Annotated in this window: 13 protein-coding genes, 1 tRNA gene and 1 pseudogene; 3 read left to right on the forward strand and 12 right to left on the reverse strand. The window is 67.8% G+C overall.

What is annotated here, in order from left to right:
* Nucleotides 1–274: 274 nt before the first annotated feature.
* The 3 genes from ACLLJJ_RS16610 to ACLLJJ_RS16620 are packed head-to-tail and all read right to left on the reverse strand — an operon-like array spanning nt 275 to nt 4,235.
* The gene (locus ACLLJJ_RS16610; protein WP_434591781.1) at nt 275–1,288 is read right to left on the reverse strand and encodes a hypothetical protein; all 1,014 of its coding nucleotides are present in this window, start codon (nt 1,286–1,288) and stop codon (nt 275–277) included.
* On the reverse strand, nt 1,285–3,579 hold the full coding sequence (locus ACLLJJ_RS16615) for a hypothetical protein (protein ID WP_434591784.1): 2,295 nt from the start codon (nt 3,577–3,579) through the stop codon (nt 1,285–1,287). Before ACLLJJ_RS16615 ends, ACLLJJ_RS16610 begins: the two co-directional genes overlap by 4 nt.
* A complete protein-coding gene (locus ACLLJJ_RS16620; RefSeq protein ID WP_434591788.1) occupies nt 3,576–4,235 on the reverse strand; it encodes a DUF6507 family protein in 660 nt (219 codons plus the stop codon). Before ACLLJJ_RS16620 ends, ACLLJJ_RS16615 begins: the two co-directional genes overlap by 4 nt.
* Before the next feature lie 150 nt (nt 4,236–4,385).
* On the opposite strand from ACLLJJ_RS16620, the pseudogene ACLLJJ_RS16625 reads away from it, so the two are divergent.
* Nucleotides 4,386–4,764 (forward strand): annotated as a pseudogene (locus ACLLJJ_RS16625) (MFS transporter); the annotation flags it as partial.
* A gap of 190 nt (nt 4,765–4,954) precedes the next feature.
* On the opposite strand, the gene ACLLJJ_RS16630 reads toward ACLLJJ_RS16625, so the two are convergent.
* The 7 genes from ACLLJJ_RS16630 to ACLLJJ_RS16660 all read right to left on the reverse strand — a co-directional run bounded on the left by ACLLJJ_RS16630 (nt 4,955) and on the right by ACLLJJ_RS16660 (nt 11,955).
* Nucleotides 4,955–5,257, reverse strand: a complete 303-nt coding sequence (locus tag ACLLJJ_RS16630) for a hypothetical protein (protein WP_434591791.1) — start codon at nt 5,255–5,257, stop codon at nt 4,955–4,957.
* A complete protein-coding gene (locus ACLLJJ_RS16635) occupies nt 5,247–5,711 on the reverse strand; it encodes a hypothetical protein (RefSeq protein WP_434591794.1) in 465 nt (154 codons plus the stop codon). Before ACLLJJ_RS16635 ends, ACLLJJ_RS16630 begins: the two co-directional genes overlap by 11 nt.
* Before the next feature lie 554 nt (nt 5,712–6,265).
* Nucleotides 6,266–7,999 carry a relaxase/mobilization nuclease domain-containing protein gene (locus ACLLJJ_RS16640; RefSeq protein ID WP_434591797.1) on the reverse strand — a complete coding sequence of 578 codons (1,734 nt, stop codon included), beginning with the start codon at nt 7,997–7,999 and terminating at the stop codon, nt 6,266–6,268.
* Complete coding sequence (locus ACLLJJ_RS16645; protein ID WP_434591800.1) at nt 7,996–8,559, reverse strand: MobC family plasmid mobilization relaxosome protein; 564 nt, start codon at nt 8,557–8,559, stop codon at nt 7,996–7,998. The genes ACLLJJ_RS16640 and ACLLJJ_RS16645 overlap by 4 nt, the downstream gene beginning before the upstream one ends.
* Nucleotides 8,560–8,882: 323 nt before the next feature.
* Nucleotides 8,883–9,761, reverse strand: a complete 879-nt coding sequence (locus ACLLJJ_RS16650) for a DUF2637 domain-containing protein (RefSeq protein ID WP_434591803.1) — start codon at nt 9,759–9,761, stop codon at nt 8,883–8,885.
* A gap of 410 nt (nt 9,762–10,171) precedes the next feature.
* A complete protein-coding gene (locus ACLLJJ_RS16655) occupies nt 10,172–11,491 on the reverse strand; it encodes a DUF3631 domain-containing protein (protein ID WP_434591806.1) in 1,320 nt (439 codons plus the stop codon).
* Between the two features lie 233 nt (nt 11,492–11,724).
* The gene (locus tag ACLLJJ_RS16660; RefSeq protein ID WP_434591808.1) at nt 11,725–11,955 is read right to left on the reverse strand and encodes a hypothetical protein; all 231 of its coding nucleotides are present in this window, start codon (nt 11,953–11,955) and stop codon (nt 11,725–11,727) included.
* Nucleotides 11,956–12,049: 94 nt separating this feature from the next.
* Here ACLLJJ_RS16660 and ACLLJJ_RS16665 point away from each other — a divergent pair, with 94 nt between their 5' ends.
* Together ACLLJJ_RS16665 and ACLLJJ_RS16670 are read left to right on the forward strand one after the other, a co-directional pair.
* Entirely contained in the window at nt 12,050–12,730 is a 681-nt protein-coding gene (locus tag ACLLJJ_RS16665) for a transcriptional regulator (RefSeq protein WP_434591811.1), read from the forward strand.
* On the forward strand, nt 12,727–14,340 hold the full coding sequence (locus ACLLJJ_RS16670; RefSeq protein ID WP_434591814.1) for a site-specific integrase: 1,614 nt from the start codon (nt 12,727–12,729) through the stop codon (nt 14,338–14,340). The genes ACLLJJ_RS16665 and ACLLJJ_RS16670 overlap by 4 nt, the downstream gene beginning before the upstream one ends.
* A gap of 35 nt (nt 14,341–14,375) precedes the next feature.
* Here ACLLJJ_RS16670 and ACLLJJ_RS16675 read toward each other — a convergent pair.
* Both ACLLJJ_RS16675 and ACLLJJ_RS16680 read right to left on the reverse strand, forming a co-directional pair.
* Nucleotides 14,376–14,448 (reverse strand) — tRNA-Lys (locus tag ACLLJJ_RS16675).
* A 269-nt stretch (nt 14,449–14,717) separates the two neighbouring features.
* On the reverse strand, nt 14,718–17,021 hold the full coding sequence (locus ACLLJJ_RS16680) for a DEAD/DEAH box helicase (protein WP_434600440.1): 2,304 nt from the start codon (nt 17,019–17,021) through the stop codon (nt 14,718–14,720).
* Nucleotides 17,022–17,152: the final 131 nt, after the last annotated feature.

A 17,152-nucleotide genomic window follows, 5' to 3' on the forward strand; every position in this document is an offset into this window, starting at 1 on the left:
CAGACCCGGTGCGGCAACTTTGTAGAGGTCCCAGAACCAGGAACCGCATTCCCGCGGCGCACGCATCAAATTTCGACATGGTTTTCCTTACGGGAATGTGGGTCCGTTCGGCGTGCGCAGTTGGATGACAGCCCCGTCGGCGCTGCTGCTTACCCGAAGATCGGGGCCACCGGCGAACAGCCCGGCAAGCACACTGCGGGCATCCGGCATCTCCGGGGTGAGGGCGATGACGTCCTGCTCTTCGCGCTCACTGCTTTGGCCATTCGGCGGGTGGTCACTCGCGTCCCGAGAGTTCCTGCAGATCCTCCAGTGAGGAGGCTTCTCGCAGTGAGGCGGACACGATGGTCCCGGCCTGTGAGTCGCCGGGCCACGCTGACAGGTCACGCAACGCCTGGGACGGAGAAAGCCCGCGCTTCTTTGCCTCGCTCAGGCGTGCCAGCCATGAGGGTCCGGTGTCGAGCGCCTCATCGCCAGCAGGGGTACGCGGCTCGTACCCTGCGGCGTCGTCGCCGTCAGCTGCCCACAGGTAACCGACAATGCGACCGCCGACAGCCACTTCGAAAAACTCGACGGGCGAGTTGGTCTCCATTCTGAATGACACCGCGGTCCGTGGAAGCTTCGCCTGAATCTGCTCAGTTCGGCGCGGGACCTCAAACATGTACCAGGAATCCAGCAGGTCCGGGTCTTCGTCCGGAAGGTCTTCGAAACCGTCCTCGGTTGGGATGCCGTACGAAGTGGGGTCCGAGGGAATGGTCTCAGCCTCCGTCAGCTGCTCGATGGCAGCGAGAGCGGACTTAAGGCGTGGAGCGTTCTCCTCCTGCACCTCGGGCTGCTTGTGACCGCGAAGGTCGTGGGACATCCAGGCATCGGAAAACGTGTGAAGTGTCAGAGTTCCCGCACCGCTCGCCCACGCGTCAACAGTGATCGTGAAGAGCTTTTCGACGTGACGCGGCTGGCCGGCTCGGAGGCTGGCGCCAGGCGTTGAGAGGTCGATCGTCACCACGCCAACACGATTCCAGTCGACGGTCGGCAGGTTGCTGAAGAACTGATTCCCGGAGAGAGCGCTCTGTAGGTCTACGTGCACTCTCTTCAGGCCGAGCAGGACGGTGTCATCATCCTTGGCTCGGACGGTGAGGTCGGCGCGCGCGTTGCCTTCGGCGAGACCGCGTGCGCGCAGGACGATCCAGGCGTTGAGAACCCCTTGTGTGCACCGTGTCGCAAGGTCATCGTCGGAGGTCTGCGTTTTGGTCTCCCAGGACCAGCTTCCGACAGGGGTCGTCGTAATCACAGAACACCTCGTGGGTCGACCTTGGAGCCCGGCGGGATAATGATCGTACCGTCGTCGAGCCGGAGTACGAACAGGATGCCACGCCCCTTCTCACTCTTGAACGGGTGCTCGCCTCTGTGTACTTGCAGGAGTTCTTCCGGAATCCCTCGAGCTTCCCACTCGGCGACTGATCCCTGGCCGTCGATGAGCATGACTTTATGGTCGGCCACAGACTTTGACAATTGCCCCAGGTTGTCCGGCTTGGCAATCGAGTCAAATGGGTTCTTGGGATTGTTGAGCCGCTTCATCTGGTAGCCGAAGCTGTTTCCTGTGTCATCTGTCACCCGCACATCGATGTCCGCCTTGATCGCAGGATTCTTGACTTCGAACTCGATGTGGTGCAGGCCGCTTCTGTAGAACTGGTCGCCAAGCCGGAGCTGGTCCACGGCCCGAGGAAATTGGTCAGGGCGGCCGGAACCCAACATGGAGACGGTGTCCCTAAAACCGGGGGACTGGGACAGATGGCCGGAACTGATGATGTCAGCGATTTCACGCCCCGAAGGGGACTCCCCCAGCCTTTCCACGATCTTCTCGATCACTTTGGGCTTCATGGTGTTCTTGGGAATGCTGCGGATTCCCTCGCGTAGCTGGTGCTCGGCATCGCCCCCTCGATCCATGGGGCCTGAGGGTGTAGGGCCAGGGTTCTCGCCGCCGCCGTGGCCGTCATTGGCATGCCCGGTGCCATCGCCGCCATCCGCAGGGGGTGTGGCGTCTGAGTGCGCCGAAGAGCCGGAATCCGGGGTATCGGCTCCGTGGCCGCCACCGGAAGATGACCCTGCCCCGGCTTCGCGACGTCCGTGCTGGTCACCTACGCCCGCGTGACCGCTGTGGGTCGAGGGGCTGTCGTGAGAACCAGCCCCGCTGGACACATCATGGCTAGCGTTGGGTGGCAGGTTGTCGCCCGTATGCCCGGTGGCTTCGGGTGCGCGCGCGCCCGCGCCGACCAGTTCGTGCCGACGGGGAGCCTCACTCGAAGGCGTGCGGGTGGCGGCGGCCGGTTCGTGGGGAGCTGGCGTGGTGTCGGGCACTCCCTTCCTGCCGGGCGTGAACTGGCCGTCCTCGACGCGGAGCTGGGAGCCGTCAGGGAACTCGATGACACTGTGCGTCTTGCCCGCGGTTGCGGTGGCGGCGCGGACCCCTGCGGTGAGGTCGGCGACCCTGGGCAGGGTGCGAGCGGCGACGCCGACCGTCTTGGCTGCCGCGCCGATCGGGTCCAGGACCTCGCCGACCCTGGCCAGGGTGCCGGCCACGCGGGAAGCCGCGCCCGCCTTGCCAGCTGCCGAGCCGACCTTCGAGGCCGCGCCCAATGGTCCGGCGCCCAGGGTGAGGCCGTTGAAGATGATCGTGCCCACTGCCTTGCCGGAGTTGGTGCCCCAGTCGTCCCAGGCGACGAACGACTTGCCGAACTCCTTGGCATGCGGCTTGCTGTCGTCCATCAGCTTCTTCATGAACGGCGAGAGGTCCTTCCGGTCGCCGTGCGGGTCGAGGAGATAGCCCTCAGCGCCGACAATCACCCGGAACAGTCCCTCGCGGGCAGCACCTCCCTCCTCACCGGAACTGAAGAGATCGATCAGCCCCTCGACCGAGCCGACAGCGTTGTCCCACACGCTGATCCCCACCTGCTCCAGGTGGTAGTCGATCCCGAACGGCAGCATCTCGCGGTGCTCCGGACTGCCCCACGGAAGGGAATCGGCCTGGGCCAGCTGCTCGGCGTTGAAGCCGTAGGCGTCCTTCTGCTTGGGACTGCCGTCGTTGATGTGCCACTGGGTGCCGTCCACCAATGCGGTGATCTTGTCGGCGCAGGTCACCTCGGCTTGCTGGAACGCGGCGGTCGCCGCGTTCACCCCGTCCCAGATCGCCTGGTGCTCGGCAACCTTGTCCTCGTCCTTCCGCCAGCTCTCAAACGGGCCCTCGTCGTCCTTGACCGACTCCACGAACACCGCCGCCCGCCGACGCAGCATCTCCAGCTGCTTGATGAGTCCGGCGACTTCGAGCGTGTACGTCTCGAGCGCCCCGGCCACCGTCTCCAGCCGGCCGGCGAAGGTGCCGGAGGTGTCCTGCACCGCCTGCGTGGTGGCAAGCAGCTGCCCCGCCTCAGGAGCCTTGTACGAGGCGTTCAGGTGCTGGAAGCGGGTGTGGACATCGCTGCCGTGCTCGCTGATCGCATTCGCCGCTCGCCGCAGAGCGGTGATCTCCCGCTGCAGCTCGACCAGGTCACCGGTGAAGGTGGGTATCTTCTCCGGACTGATCACCTCTCGCCCGCCCGCCTGCGGGCCGCCTCCAGAAACGCCGTCACGTCAGGCGCCAACACCGCCTGCCGCTGGGCGTTCCACGCCTGCTCCAGACTCCCGGCGAGGTACGCATTGGTCGCCTCGATGGCGCCGTTCGCCGAGTTCCTGGCACGCAGCGGCAAGAACGCCACGTCAGTCTCCGTCCCCTGGACGAACTGCCCCAGCGCCACCGCCACCAGCCCGGTCGCCGGGCCACCGCTTCCGGCACTCTCTCCACCGAACGCCAGCGTGCCCGCCGACTCCATCGCCGCCTGAACGCTTGCCCCGTACAGCCGGATCCCGGCGCTCATGCCGTCGGCAGCCTCTCTCACCTGAGAGATCACTGACTGCACCCCCGCAGGCGCGATGTCCCACCCCGTCACAGCAACCCCCGTGCATCTCTTGGCAGATACGTACCTGCAGCTGGGCTCAGCATCGCTCAGACCACTGACAACAGGATCTTCATGAGTATCAGCCCGCTGGTTGCAGCAGCAATGCTCTTCCGGCCAAAGTACGTGTCGACCTGGCACAACGACGCCTTCGCTGTGCATGCTCCTACCGTCGCCCCGTGAGCCGGCGATCGGACGAAGCGGCTGGACGTCCCACAGCCCTGTGGGAACCAGCAGATGCTCGACCACTCCTCGATCACCATCACGGCGGACACGTACACGACCCTGCTTCCCAAGCGGCGATTGGCGAGGCCGCAGCCCGGCTCGTGCCGCGCGCCCGTGTAAATGTGGATGCCTGTTCCGTCGGCGCAGCTTGATGGACCGTCCCTCCGCCCAGGCATTCCATTGACCGCGCTCATGGTCCTCGGCGCCCTCGTCGCCGGCGCCGCGCTACGCAGGTACGGACCGCGCCGAATCGCGATCGCCGGTGTCGTCCTCGTCGTCCTCGGCGCAGGGTTCGCCAGCGTGATGGTCACCGCCACCGGGACCGTCGTGGGTGACACCCGTGCCCGGGCACGCCGGGGTCGTTGGCGGGCTCAAGCAGACCGCCATGAACGTCGGTCCGACCTTCGGTAGTGCCATCACCGCCAGGATGATCCTGCCAAGGTCGTCCAGCGTTGGGCCCCTGCCAGCGATCGCGACCCCGGCAACCCCCGCCCCGGCGACGGGCGCCACCCTGCTGGTTCTGGCCGGACTCGCCGTCCTCGGCCTGCTACCGCGCCCCTGGTGCCTCACGGCCGCCCCACTGCGCGAGAGGCGACACGTCTGTCCAGGTCGATCACAACAGCATCCACACCGCCGACTGACCCGCGCGGAGCGTCGGGCTGACAGCCGGAGTCGCCTTGGTCACGAGGAAAGCCCCGGCTATCCGCCTACGCGGATAGCCGAGGCATCTTGCTCCCGTGGTTCTACCGTGTGTCCAGTTCCTTGATCAGTGCTGAGGAGAAGATCGTTCCGGCTAGCCAGGCGTCCTTGTCCGGTCCCTGTTCCGGGATGATCAGTCGGCTTCGGGTCCAAGGCTCTTGCTGGCCCGGTAGCTCGACTTTGGCTGCGACCCAGACGCCGTCCTCATTGTCGAAGAACGAGAGTGCAGTCAGCGTCGCGCCGTGCTGGGCTAGCTCGGAGGGCAGGCTGTCGGCTACCTCGGAGCGGAACTCTTCGAGGTACTGCTGGTACATGGCGACCGTTGGCACGTTGTCCTTAGCATCCACAGTCGTAATAGTAGGCCGTGATGATGCCTACGGGCCGGTGATCCTTGGACTTGGAGTCCACTCGCTCGGTGAATACAACCTTCATCGCACCGGCTCGGGTGTTGGAGAAGGTGTTGCTCTTCAAGGTGCAGTTCGTCTTGCTGCCGTTGGGTACGCACTTGCCGCGATCCAGCGTCTTGTCGATGTCCTTCTTCATGTTGGTCCAGCTCGAAATCTCATCCCCGTGGCCCGACTCGATGTGCCGCTTGCCAAACCCGTCGATGCTTCCGGCATCCTTCTGCCCAACGCGGAGCGGGAGGTCCTCACCATCCGGACCGAAGTGAGTGGAGTACACCTTCCAGTCGATCGGGTTGGGGTTCGCCGCGGCCTGGGCCGGTACGGCTGCTGCTCCGAAAAGACACAAGGCGGCCACGGTAGCTGCCGTGGCGGTACGACGCCGCAAGAGAGTACGCATGAGTTCCCCGAGATTCATTGATTACGCTGCCCTGTTGGTCTGTGGTCGATGGGCACTTAATTCCCATCGTTGTGTTGCTCCTGATAGATCGTCAAGCAAGGCCGTGTGCACATCGAGTGCGTTTTGTGCGCCCATTTTGGGGCGCTCTTCTGGGGCGGCGGGCGTGAACGGCTTTGGCCGGTGCCCGGTTCGGGTTGGGCTCGGGCACGGTCAGGAAGCCGTACGCCGATCCGGCAACTCGGGCAGGCTTTGCCTCTGCCCGGAATTCGAACGAGTCGCCCCGCCGTTTGCCTTTGCCCCTCCTACGCGGCCCCAGCCCGAACAGGTGGATGGCCTCTTCATCCGGCCGCTCCAGCCACCACAACCCCGCGACGGCAGTGCGTGTCCGCTCGGGCGGTCTGTCGTTGATGCTGGTGCGTTTCACCGCTGCCGGGCTTCGCTCCCTGTCATGGTGCGGAGCCGGGTGTGGATGAACTCGGTAGCCCCGAACACTGCGTCCGCCGCCCCGGGCGCGTGGTGTTCGGGGCTCTCGGCCGCCCTGTTACTTGGTGGTTCTATTGGCGGTGACGGTGGGGCTGGTCAATGCCCACGGGACGTATCACAGCCGGTTGTGAGCTTCGGGCCTGCTGGGTGGCGTTGTAGGTCATGGTGGTGCGTTGACGGGCGGCTTCGGCGCGGCGGTTGGGGGCGGGGTTTCGGCTGGTGTGCTGGATGCGGGTGATCAGGACGCGGGCGGGTTGGCGGGCGGTGGTCAGTTCGCGCCTGGCGGCGGCTTCCTTGAGGAGCTGGTGGGGCTTGTGGCCGCCGGCTTCGGCATCGGCGAGCACGGTGGCGAGGGCGGGCCAGCCGGGGTCGGCAAGGATCCGGTCAGCGTGTTCAGGAACGGCGGCGCGTACGTCGCTGGCCAGGGTGCGACGGGTCTCCTCGTTAGGTCGGCGGGCTTCGAGTCCGGTGAGCGTGGGAGTGAGGGCGTTGTCGGCGGCGGTCTGGAGATGCTGGAGGGCCTGTCGGGCGGCGTCGGTCTGGTGGGCGTGGCCCTTGGCTTCGTGCCAGCGTCCTGCGAGGAGGGCGGCCCAGACCATGGCAGCGACGAGGGCGGCGAGGGTGCTGCCGTCGGGGCCGGTGGCGGTGTTGGCGATGTCGCGGGCTGCGGTCCGCAGGGCGTGGGCGGCGCGGTCTTCTGCCCGGATCTGTGAGCGCTGTGCACGGCCGAATGCCTTGCTGGCCGCTTGCAGTTGGCCGCGTAGGTCCGCGGGAGCCTTCTGGGCAGTGGCTTCCATCAGTTCACCCAGGGCGGTGATGTGTGCCTGGGCCCGGGCGTCACCGCTGTCGCCGGTGCTGGTGTCGGTGATCTCGGTGTGGAGGGTGTCGAGGGCTTCGGTGGCCCGCTGCCAGGGGGTGGTGGGCCGGTTGCGGCGGGCGGTGGGGTGCTCCTCCGGCACGGTGGTTTCCAGGCGGGCTTTGAGTTTGGGCAGTGACAGGTCGGGGGCGATCTTTCCGCCGGGGTGGAAGATCTGCTCGCCGTCCTTGTTGAGGTCGCCGGGGCGGCCGACCGCGTAGCCGAGGAGGTCTCCGGAAGGGCCGCGGCGTGCCTTGACCTGGACGTCGCCGGCTTCGAGGTACGCGACGAGTTCCTCGGCGCTGGTGGCGTGCGGGATGGCGGCGCGGATGCGGTCCTGGAGCCACTCGCGGCTGGTCTGTTCCCAGCCGAGGCGTTCGGCCTTGTGCATCTCACTCTGAGTGGGGCGGCGGGTGCCGGTGCGGTCGCCCTTCCTCAGCTGCCGCAGGCCGTAGTCCTTCTCGATCTGACGGCACGCGTCGCCGACGCGGATGCCGCTGTCGTGGAGTTTGGGGCGGCGCCCGTCCTCGCGGACGGTGGTGGCGATGATGTGGATGTGGTCCTCCGCGTGGCGTACGGCGATCCAGCGGCACGCCAGGTCGTCACCGGCGGGGGCAATGCCAGCGGCGGCGACGATGCGCTGGGCGATCTCGTCCCACTCGGCATCGGAGAGGTAGCGGTCCTCGGGGGCGGCGCGTACGGGACAGTGCCAGACGTGGTCAGTGACCGGCTTGCCGAACTCGCCATTTCGCAGGCCGACAGGTTCATCGAGGTACCGGCCCAGTTCGGTGAGGGTCGCGTTCTCGTTCCGGCCGGGGTCGGGCATGCCGAGCATGGCGAAGCCGGCCACGATGTGCGGGTCGAGGTGTTCGTCGTGGGTTCCACGGCCGTAGAGGTAGGCGAGCAGACCGCGGGTGTTGGACCCGGAAGGCTTGATAGCTGCGATCACGGCCTCACGCCTCCGTCGGGTCGGTCGGTCGGTTGGCGCAGGGCTTCGGCGATCAGGGTGAGCAGGTAGTGGAGTTCGTCGAGGCGCTGGCGTATGTCGGGCGGGGTGTAGTCGCTGTTGAGGGCACGGGCGATCTGGTTGACGTTGACGCCGATGCGGTTGAGCTGACGCAGGACCTGGGCGCGGAACATGTGCGTGCGGCGACGGTCCTCGGACAGGGGGAGGTTGGCGGTGAACCGTCCGGCGACGAAGGCGAGGACGATGTCGGCGGCGAAACCGGATTCGCCTTTGTAGCCGTGCTCGGTAGCGGTCTCCTGAAGGCGGAGACGCTCGGCGTCGGTGAAGCGCAGGGGGCCGACGCGGTCGGTGCGCTTGTTGCCCGTGAAGCGGCGGATCGTGGGCTGAACACTCTGCGCGGCGGGTTCGTCGGCGGCGGGCTGGTCTTCGCGTGCGGGGCGCAGGATCTGCTGCTGCACGGTGTGGAGATTGTCCGGGTCGGGGCCGCCCTCGGCCCCGACCTCCTGGCCCGGCGCCCCCTGGCGCCGGACCGTCTCCGCCACCCCCGGGGCGGAGAACCCCCCAATCCGGCCTTGAGTCGGACTCGGGGTACTACTGGCTCCGCCAGGAGCTGTCTTTCCGAACGCCTTTATCAGGCGTCCCACCAGTGTCGAGGACTTCGTCAGCTGCATCGGCTCTTCAGAGGTGTCTTCGCGGTAGTGCGGGTCGTGATCCATGGGCAGGTCTCCGGAAGAGGCGGGTAAAGCAGACGGAGTGCGGGTGACCTCCGTTCTGTCCACAGGTGTGGATGAGCAGGTGGCACGTAGGGCAGCGGCCGCCTGTCCGGGTGACCGGAAGGAGGTTCCGGTCACCCAGTAGGAGCTGGTCAGGTGCTGGCCGGACCGCTCGCTGCGGCGGCTTCGAGTTCGGCCCGCAGGATGCCCGTCACCTCGGTCAGCCGCTCACTGCCGATGGTCAGTTCCTTGTCCTCAACTGCCTTTCGGACAATGGCCCGGGTCAGCTTTCCCTTCTCAGCGGCAGCTGCCCTGCCGATCTCCACCAGTTGTTCGAGCGGAGCGCCGGGCGGGCGACCACCGCGCGGCTTGCTCTCCGCAACCTCGGCCGGTGGTTCCGGCGATCGGGCGGACACGGCGGCCAGTGGCTCCGCGAGCTCGACAGGTTCGGCCGGTGGCTCGGCGGGCCGGCGGGGTGCGGTGACCGGTAGTTCCGGCGCCTGCACGGAACTGGGGCTCGGGTGACCGGTGGGGTGTTCGACGAGCTGGTGGATCTGCCGCATCAGTACGGCGAAGGCCACCATCGCGGCGGCCGGAGGAACCGCGGCGACCACATAGTCCAGGAGCGGGACAGCGTTGGGGTTGCCCGTGCCGCTGACCCCGGCGACGTTCAGCGCGATGGAGCCGGACGACCCGATGGCGGTGACGGCGATGGCCCACCTGTCGGTGACGTGGCGCAGTCCCGCCCGGAGCATGAGCAGTTCGCCCGCGATGATGAACGCGTCCAGAGTCGCGGGCCACGCCCAGCGGCGGATCGGGCTGCTGCCGAGCCCGTGCTGGCCGGCGACGCCGGCCAGGTGCGCGTAGGAGAGCCAGAACGCACCGGCGGTCAAGGCGACGATGACGAAGCCGGCCGCGCCAAGCACGTACTGCTCGGCATCGCGATGGGTCTTTTCCTTCGGCTGCCCATCACTGGGCCGATCGTCCGACGGCTGATGGTGCGGCGGATTGGAGAGGGGAAGGGCGGTCAAGCTAGATCCTCCTGGGGCTAGTGGTGCGGTGCGTCTTGGCCGTCTTGGCCGTTGCAAGCGCAGGTCAGGGCGGGTACGGCAGTAGCCCCGCTCTGCCGTCCTGGGGGTGCTGCCGGCGTCTTCGGCCCCCTACGAGGAGGCTCAGACGGTTCGTCGTACCTGAGCCCCCTCTGGGGGTGGCCCTTCTGGCCGGGACGGTGAAGTTGCGTCTTCCGTCTCGGCGAGCAGGGCTGTGACCTGCGCTGATACGCCAGGGACGCTGCAAGACGGATGGGGGCGGTGTCTTGGACGGGCACCACGCGGTCATGATCGTGTTGCCGTCTTGAGCCCGATTGCCGTCTCGGACGCATGCCGTGTGACCTGCGAGATCACGGCAGGGACGGCAGGGACGGCAACCGGGGGCGGGGGGCTCAGCCCTCGCCGCGAACGGGGTCGGCGTCGACGGGGTGGACGGTGGGGCAATACCGGCGCCAGGCGTCGAGGAACTTGTTGCGCATGTAGCCCTTGCGCTGAGTCCGGTCGGCCATGCGCACGTTGCCGGGCCTGATGTCGAATTCACGCAGCCTGTTGCCCAGTTCACGGGCATCGAGGCCCCTACGTCCCCACTCGGCCCATGGGGCCTCGGGGTCCTGGCGCAGGTGGTGCAGGAGGTCCTCGGTGGACAGGCTGTCGACCTCGCGCTGGGCGAAGAAGACCCGGCGGATGTCGGCGAGGATCCGCGCCCCGCTGGGATGGTCCTCCTCAGCCGCCACTTCAGCGGCCACCATCCACGCGCACGCCACCCGGGCCCGGCGCGGCCAGCTGCCACCAGCCAGGTCGGCCACGACCACCAGGGGCTCCCATGTGTCGGCGGCACGGTCCTCCACCGGCATGTCCGGCTCCAAGTCGGCGGCCTCCTCCAGCAACGTGCGGGCCCATGAGTGGAGGCGGTCGCGCAGCTCGCGCAGAACCGGGATATCGCGCCGCGAGCGGAAAGGCTTCACCTCCTCCCCCCCGGCCCTACGCCGCATACGGATCACCACCGACCGGTCCATGACCGTGTCGGGCAGGTCACCGATCCCCGCGATCGCCGCCATCGCGAAGGTCGCGAACTTGTGCGGGGTGTGGTCGTTACCGACCACCCGCGTCACATAACGGCCGCGCTGGTGACCTGCGTTGAGCAGGCCCCGTGTCTCCTCGTTCTTCTCCGCCACCTTCGGGCCGAAGATGGTGTCCGCCTCATCCACCAGGAGCGTGGGCGGCTCCTCGCCGTCGATGGAGCGGAAGATCGCCGCCGGTGTGGTGTTGATGGTGATCATCGGCTCGTGGACCGTCTCGGTCAGCACATCCAGCAGCCGCGACTTGCCGCACCGCTTGGCCGGTCCCACCACCGCCAGGCGCGGGGCGTGCTGCCAAGCGGGCTGCAGATGCGTCGCCACCACCCACAACGTGATCGCATCCAGCGCCTGGGGCGAGGGCGGGATCACGAACGTGGCGATCTGCGCAAGCAGTTCATCCAGCAGCATCGACCCGCACGACACCTCCGCATCGGGTATCGCCTCCAGGCCGGTCGGCGCCGCCGCCTCCCCCTCGACGCCGCTGGCAAATGCATCGCCGCCTTGGCTCGGATCGGCGTCGTCGGCCTGCGCGGCGAGCAGGTGGGTGCCCGGCTGGCCCGGGATGGCTGCGGTGGGCCAGATCGCCTGACCAAGGGTGGAAGTGGAATAGCGCTCGGGGTTCTCCGGTTGCACCGGACAGCTCCTTGTCTGGCGGTGGCGGGCTCGTATGCCCTGGCCGCCGGGTCGGTTCGCATCGGATCGCTGGGGAGTTTCGGGGCCTCCGGCGTTGCATCGCCGGGGGCCCTCCCCCTTCTCGCGAGCGTCTGGGCACCGCGAGGGAACACGGACAGTACGTCCACGTCTGTCCACAGTCCAGCGTTTCTGTGTCAGCTCAGCGCAGAACCGTCTGCTATGGACGTGCCCTCTCATGCGGCCAGGCCCAACAGGTTCAACAGGTCCGCGGTCACCACCCGGTACGCGTTGCCCAGGCGCAGAACCTTGCACGGGTACTGACCGCGCTTCGCCAGCTCATACCCCTTGCTCCGCCCGAGCCCCAGGGCGCGGTTGCTGGTTTCGAGGTCAACAGCCACCGGAAGGGCCAACAGATCCTCACGGCTCATCCCCTTCGGAGACCCCTCTGTGGTGTTCTCGCGCATGCGCCATCCCTTTCGGTACAGCCATCGGCGAACACGGTCATCCCGTCCGTCTCCAGGCGTCCACCAATCAGCATCCTCAAGCTAATGTGTCTGCATGACACAAAGTGGTTTCGATAATGAAGAGGACGACTTCCCGGAGTGGGTGGACCGGGTCCAAGCAAACGTGGCCGGTGAGGTCCGCCGGAGAAGGAAGGAGATGGGGTGGAGCGCGCAGGAACTGGCCGACCGGTGCGAGGAGCTCGGGCATCCCATCCCGCGCAACGTGATCGCCAACATGGAGTCGGGGCGCCGGGCCGGCCTCCCGCTGGTGGACGTCATCGTCTTGGCGGCTGCCCTGGAGACGTACCCGGCCTGCCTGGTCTTCCCTGTCGGCTACGTCGACCGGACCCAGGAACTCCCATTCCAGAGCCTCGTGCCGACTTGGGACGCCCTGCGCCGCTTCAACGGAGAACAGGAAGTGCCCGGACACGACCCGGGCCTCGTGCCTGACTTCGAAGCCCACACCAGCCTTGTGCGCACCGCCTTGGCCGCACTCGACGAACAGGAGCAGGCCCGGTTCGCGGCGAGGACGGCGACCAGCCGCGCCCAGCAGGAAGAAGCCGAACGCAAGCGGACCACATACGCCGACCGAGCCGTCTCCGCAAAGTACAAACTCCGCTACCTCCGCCGAGACCTCCGCGACGACGGAGCCGTCCCGCCCGACCTCCCACCCGCACTCCACGACGTCGACCCGCCCGAATGGGCCCCCGATACCACCACGGAGGAACGCCCTTGAAGGGCTCCACCCACCGCCGCTGCTACTGCCGCGACCCCAAGACCAGCAAGCCGCTCGGCAAGAAGTGCCCCAAGCTCACCAGCCGCAAGCACGGCTCCTACTCCATACGCCAGGAGCTCCCGCCACACGAAGACGGCACCCGCCGATCCTTCAACCGCGCCGGCTACGAGACGCTGAAGGCTGCGCAGGTCGATCTGGACCACGTACGAGCCCTTGTCGCCATCGCGGACTCGGACGATGATCACGACCTTGACCGGATCGCGGGGCTGCTCGAACAGGTCGCCGACGAGAAAGCTCCGCTGCCCGACATCGAGGACACCCGCAGGCGCTTCCGGGCGGGCTTGGACTTGATCGGTCGGCGCACGGTGGGTGAGTGGCTCGATCAGTGGCTCGCTGCGAAGAAGTCACGGAAGACAACGCTCAACGGGTACGCCTCGCATATCCGCGTCCACCTGAAACCGCGCATCGGCCATGTCCGCCTCGACCGCCTCAACGTCGGCCACCTGGTGGAGATGTACGACGACATAGCCGACGCCAACGAGGTGATCCAGGCGGAGAACCTCGAACGGCGCGAGCAGATCGCCAGGTGCAAGCCCAGCAAGCCCGGCCGCCCCGTCGCAGCCGAACGGGCACGGCTCGCCGTCGAGCGGGCAAAACTCGCCGAGATGAAGCCGTTCCGGAAGATCACCGGCCCCGCCACCCAGCAGAGCATCCGGCGCACCCTGCGAGCGGCTCTGAACTCGGCGATCGCCCAGCAGTACATCACCTTCAACCCGGCCTCCCACGTCGAGCTGGAGTCCGGCAAACGCCCGAAGCCCCTCCTCTGGACTGCTCAGCGAGTGGAGCGCTGGCGAGCCACGAGTGAACTGCCTTCACCAGTGATGGTCTGGACGCCGACGCAGTTCGGAACCTTCCTTGACGCAGCTGAATCCGATCGGCTGTACGCGCTCTTCCACCTCGTGGGCACTCGCGGTCTCCGCCGTGGCGAGGCCGTTGGCCAGAACTGGACCGATGTCGACCTGGACGCCGGCCTGATCACCCCGGCCAAGGAGATCGTCGTCGACGGTTGGGACCCCTACGAGTCCGCCCCCAAGACCGACGGCAGTGCCAGCACCATCGCGTTGGACAGCGTCAACGTCGCCCTTCTGCGAGAGCACCACAAGGCGATGCTGAGCGCCAGGGAAAAGTGGGGCGCCGCCTGGAACGAGACCGGCAAGGTCTTCACCCGCGAGGACGGCTCCTGGCTGCACCCTGAGACGGTCTCCGAGACGTTCCGACGCATCCTCGCCACCACGGATCTCCCGCCGATCACCTTGCGCGATCTGCGTCACGTCGCGGCCACTCTCACCCACGGCGGGGGCGGCGATCTGCACACGATCAAGGAGACGCTGCGCCACTCCACCATCACGCTGACTTCGGACACGTACACGAGTCTGCTGCCGGAGGTCGACAAATCCGCGGCAGAAGCCGCCGCTGCCCTGGTGCCACGTGCCCGTAAGGCCCCCTCCGTAGCGGCTGCTGTCGGGCCGTCCGCTCACGCATCGCTCACGCAAGAGGCCGGGAACGACGAAGCGCCTCGACCGGCCGAAGCCGATCGAGGCGCTAAGTAGCAGGTCAGAGGGGGTAAACCCCGCCCTGCATCAGGTAGGCCGTGTGGGACTCGAACCCACAACCAACGGATTAAAAGTCCGCTGCTCTGCCAATTGAGCTAACGGCCCTCGGCAAGGCACCCCTGAGCATAGTCGCACCGAGCCCGGCAGCCGATCGGGTATCGGTCGCCGGGCCCGTCGCGGCTCCCGCCGACCCCGGAGCGGACCCGTGGGGCTGCGGCGGACGGCCGGTAACTACCGGGCCGGGGGCGGTGGTTGACCGGTGTTCGGGGGCACAGAAAAGCGGGCCCGTTCGTGGAGAACGGGCCCGCTTTCAGTGATTCGGCAACCTGGTGGGCCGGCGGTTCGCGCCGCCTGCCCGCTTGATCAGCTGCTGATCAGCTGCGCTTCCAGCGCGGCTTCTCGTCGCGGCGGCCGAAGGAGCCGGTGCCGGTGCCGCTGCTGCCGCGGTGGTCGTCGCGGCGGCTGGCCGGGCGGTCCGAGCTGCCGGCGCGGAAACCGCCGCCGGTGGCCGGACGGGCCGCGCGGTCGTCACGGTTGAACGGGCGGTCGGAGCCGCCGGCGCGGAAGCCGCCACCGGTGGCCGGACGGGAGCCGCGGTCGCCGCCACGGTCGTCACGGTTGAACGCCGGACGGCTGCTGCCACCGCGGTCGTCACGACGGTCGCCGCCACGGTCGTCACGGTTGAACGCCGGACGGCTGCTGCCACCGCGGTCGTCACGACGTTCGCCACCGCGGTCGTCACGGTTGAACGCGGGGCGGCTGCTGCCACCACGGTCATCGCGGTTGAACGCCGGACGGCTGCTGCTGCCACCACGGTCGTCACGGTTGAACGCCGGACGGCTGCTGCTGCCACCACGGTCGTCACGGTTGAACGCCGGACGGCTGCTGCTGCCACCACGGTCGTCACGGCCCTTGTAGCCGCCACGGTCGCCACCGCGGTCGTTGTTGCCCTTGTAGCCACCGCGGTCGTTGCCACGACGCTCGAAGTTGCCGCGCTCGTCGCGACGCTCCGCGGCCTGGCGCTCCTGCACAGCGGCGGCAGCCGCTGCCACGGCGGCGTTCTCCGCCTCGGCGGCCTTCGCCATCTCCGCGATGGCCTCGTCCGGGTCCTCGCCACGCTCGCGCGCGGCACGGGCGACCAGACGGTCGGCCTCCTCGCGGAGCTCGGTCGCGCGGCGGGTGATGCGCTCCAGCTCGCGGCCCATGTCCTTGACCTCGCGCTCCGCCTGCTTGGCGGCGTTGTTCGCGGAGTCGGCCTGGACCTCGGTGAGCGAACGGGCGCCGGTGATCTCGGCGACCTCCGGCTCGAAGACACCGGCGCCGGCGACGATGTGGCGCGAGGCCTCGACGCCCGCGTCCTCCATCATGCGGAAGATCTGGCGGCGCTGGTGCGGCAGGGACAGCGACACGACGACGCCGGACTTGCCGGCGCGGGCGGTACGGCCCGAGCGGTGCAGGTAGTCCTTGTGGTCGCCGGCCGGGTCCACGTTCAGGACCAGGTCGATGCCGTCGACGTGGATGCCGCGAGCGGCGACGTCGGTGGCGACGAGGGCGTTGACGTAGCCCTTCTTGAAGTCCTCAAGAACGCGGGTACGGGCGCCCTGCGTCATGCCGCCGTGCAGTGCGTCGGACTTGACGCCCGACTCGCGCAGCTGCTCGGCGATGCGGTCCGCGCCCAGCTGGGTGCGGACGAAGATGATCGTGCGGCCCTTGCGGGCGGCGATCGCGGCCGTGACCGGCGCCTTGTCCTTCGGCTTCACGACGAGGACGTGGTGGGTCATGGTCGTGACGTTGCCCTGCGCGCTGTCGACCTCGTGCGTGACGGGGTTCGTCAGGTAGCGCTTGACCAGCGTGCTGATCTCGTTCTCCATGGTGGCGGAGAAGAGCATCCGCTGGCCGCCGCCGGGGATCTGGTCGAGCAGCTCGGTGACCTCGGGCAGGAAACCCAGGTCGGACATCTGGTCGGCCTCGTCGAGAACGGCGATCCGCACGTCCGCCAGCGAGCAGGCGCCGCGGTTGATGAGGTCGCGCAGACGGCCCGGGGTGGCGACGAGGACGTCGACGCCACGCTCCAGGGCGTACATCTGGTTGCTCATGGACGTACCGCCGCAGACGACCTTCATCTTGAGGCCGAGCACGTCGCCGTACGGCTGGAGCGCGTCCGCGACCTGCATCGCGAGCTCACGCGTCGGCGTGAGGATGATGCCGCGCGGCTTCTTCTTGTCGGTGTGACCACCGGACAGCGTGGTCAGCAGCGGCAGACCGAAGGAGAGGGTCTTGCCGGAGCCGGTGCGACCGCGGCCCAGGATGTCCTTGCCGGCCAGGGCGTCCGGGATGGTCGCGGCCTGGATCGGGAAGGGCGCGGTGACGCCGTTCTGAGCGAGCTTGCGCACGATGCTGTCGGGGAGACCCAGGCTGCCGAACGTGACGGTCGGTTCGGCGTCCGCGTCGTCCGTGGCCTCGGCCTGGACGGCCTCGGTCTTGCCGGTGGTGTCGGTGGCCTTGTCGGCCTCCACGACGACCTCGGCGGCCTCCGCGATCTCGACAACCTCGATGATCTCGTCGGCTGCGTCCACGACGGCGTCGGTGGTGGTGGTGTCCGCGGCAGTGGTGTCCGCGGTGGTGTCTACAGCCTCGATGATGTCGGCGGTCTGGTCGACCGACTCGTTCTCGGGCATGGCGGTGCGGTCAGTGCTGGAAATGGACATACGAAATGCGAAACCTTCCGGAGTCTCGGCACGCGCCCAAACTCCGTGAATCGCAATTCGACCGCCTCAATGCGGTCAAGCACGGCAAGGGAGAGTACGCG

Source organism: Streptomyces sp. A5-4 (assembly GCF_051131715.1).
GTDB lineage: Bacteria > Actinomycetota > Actinomycetes > Streptomycetales > Streptomycetaceae > Streptomyces.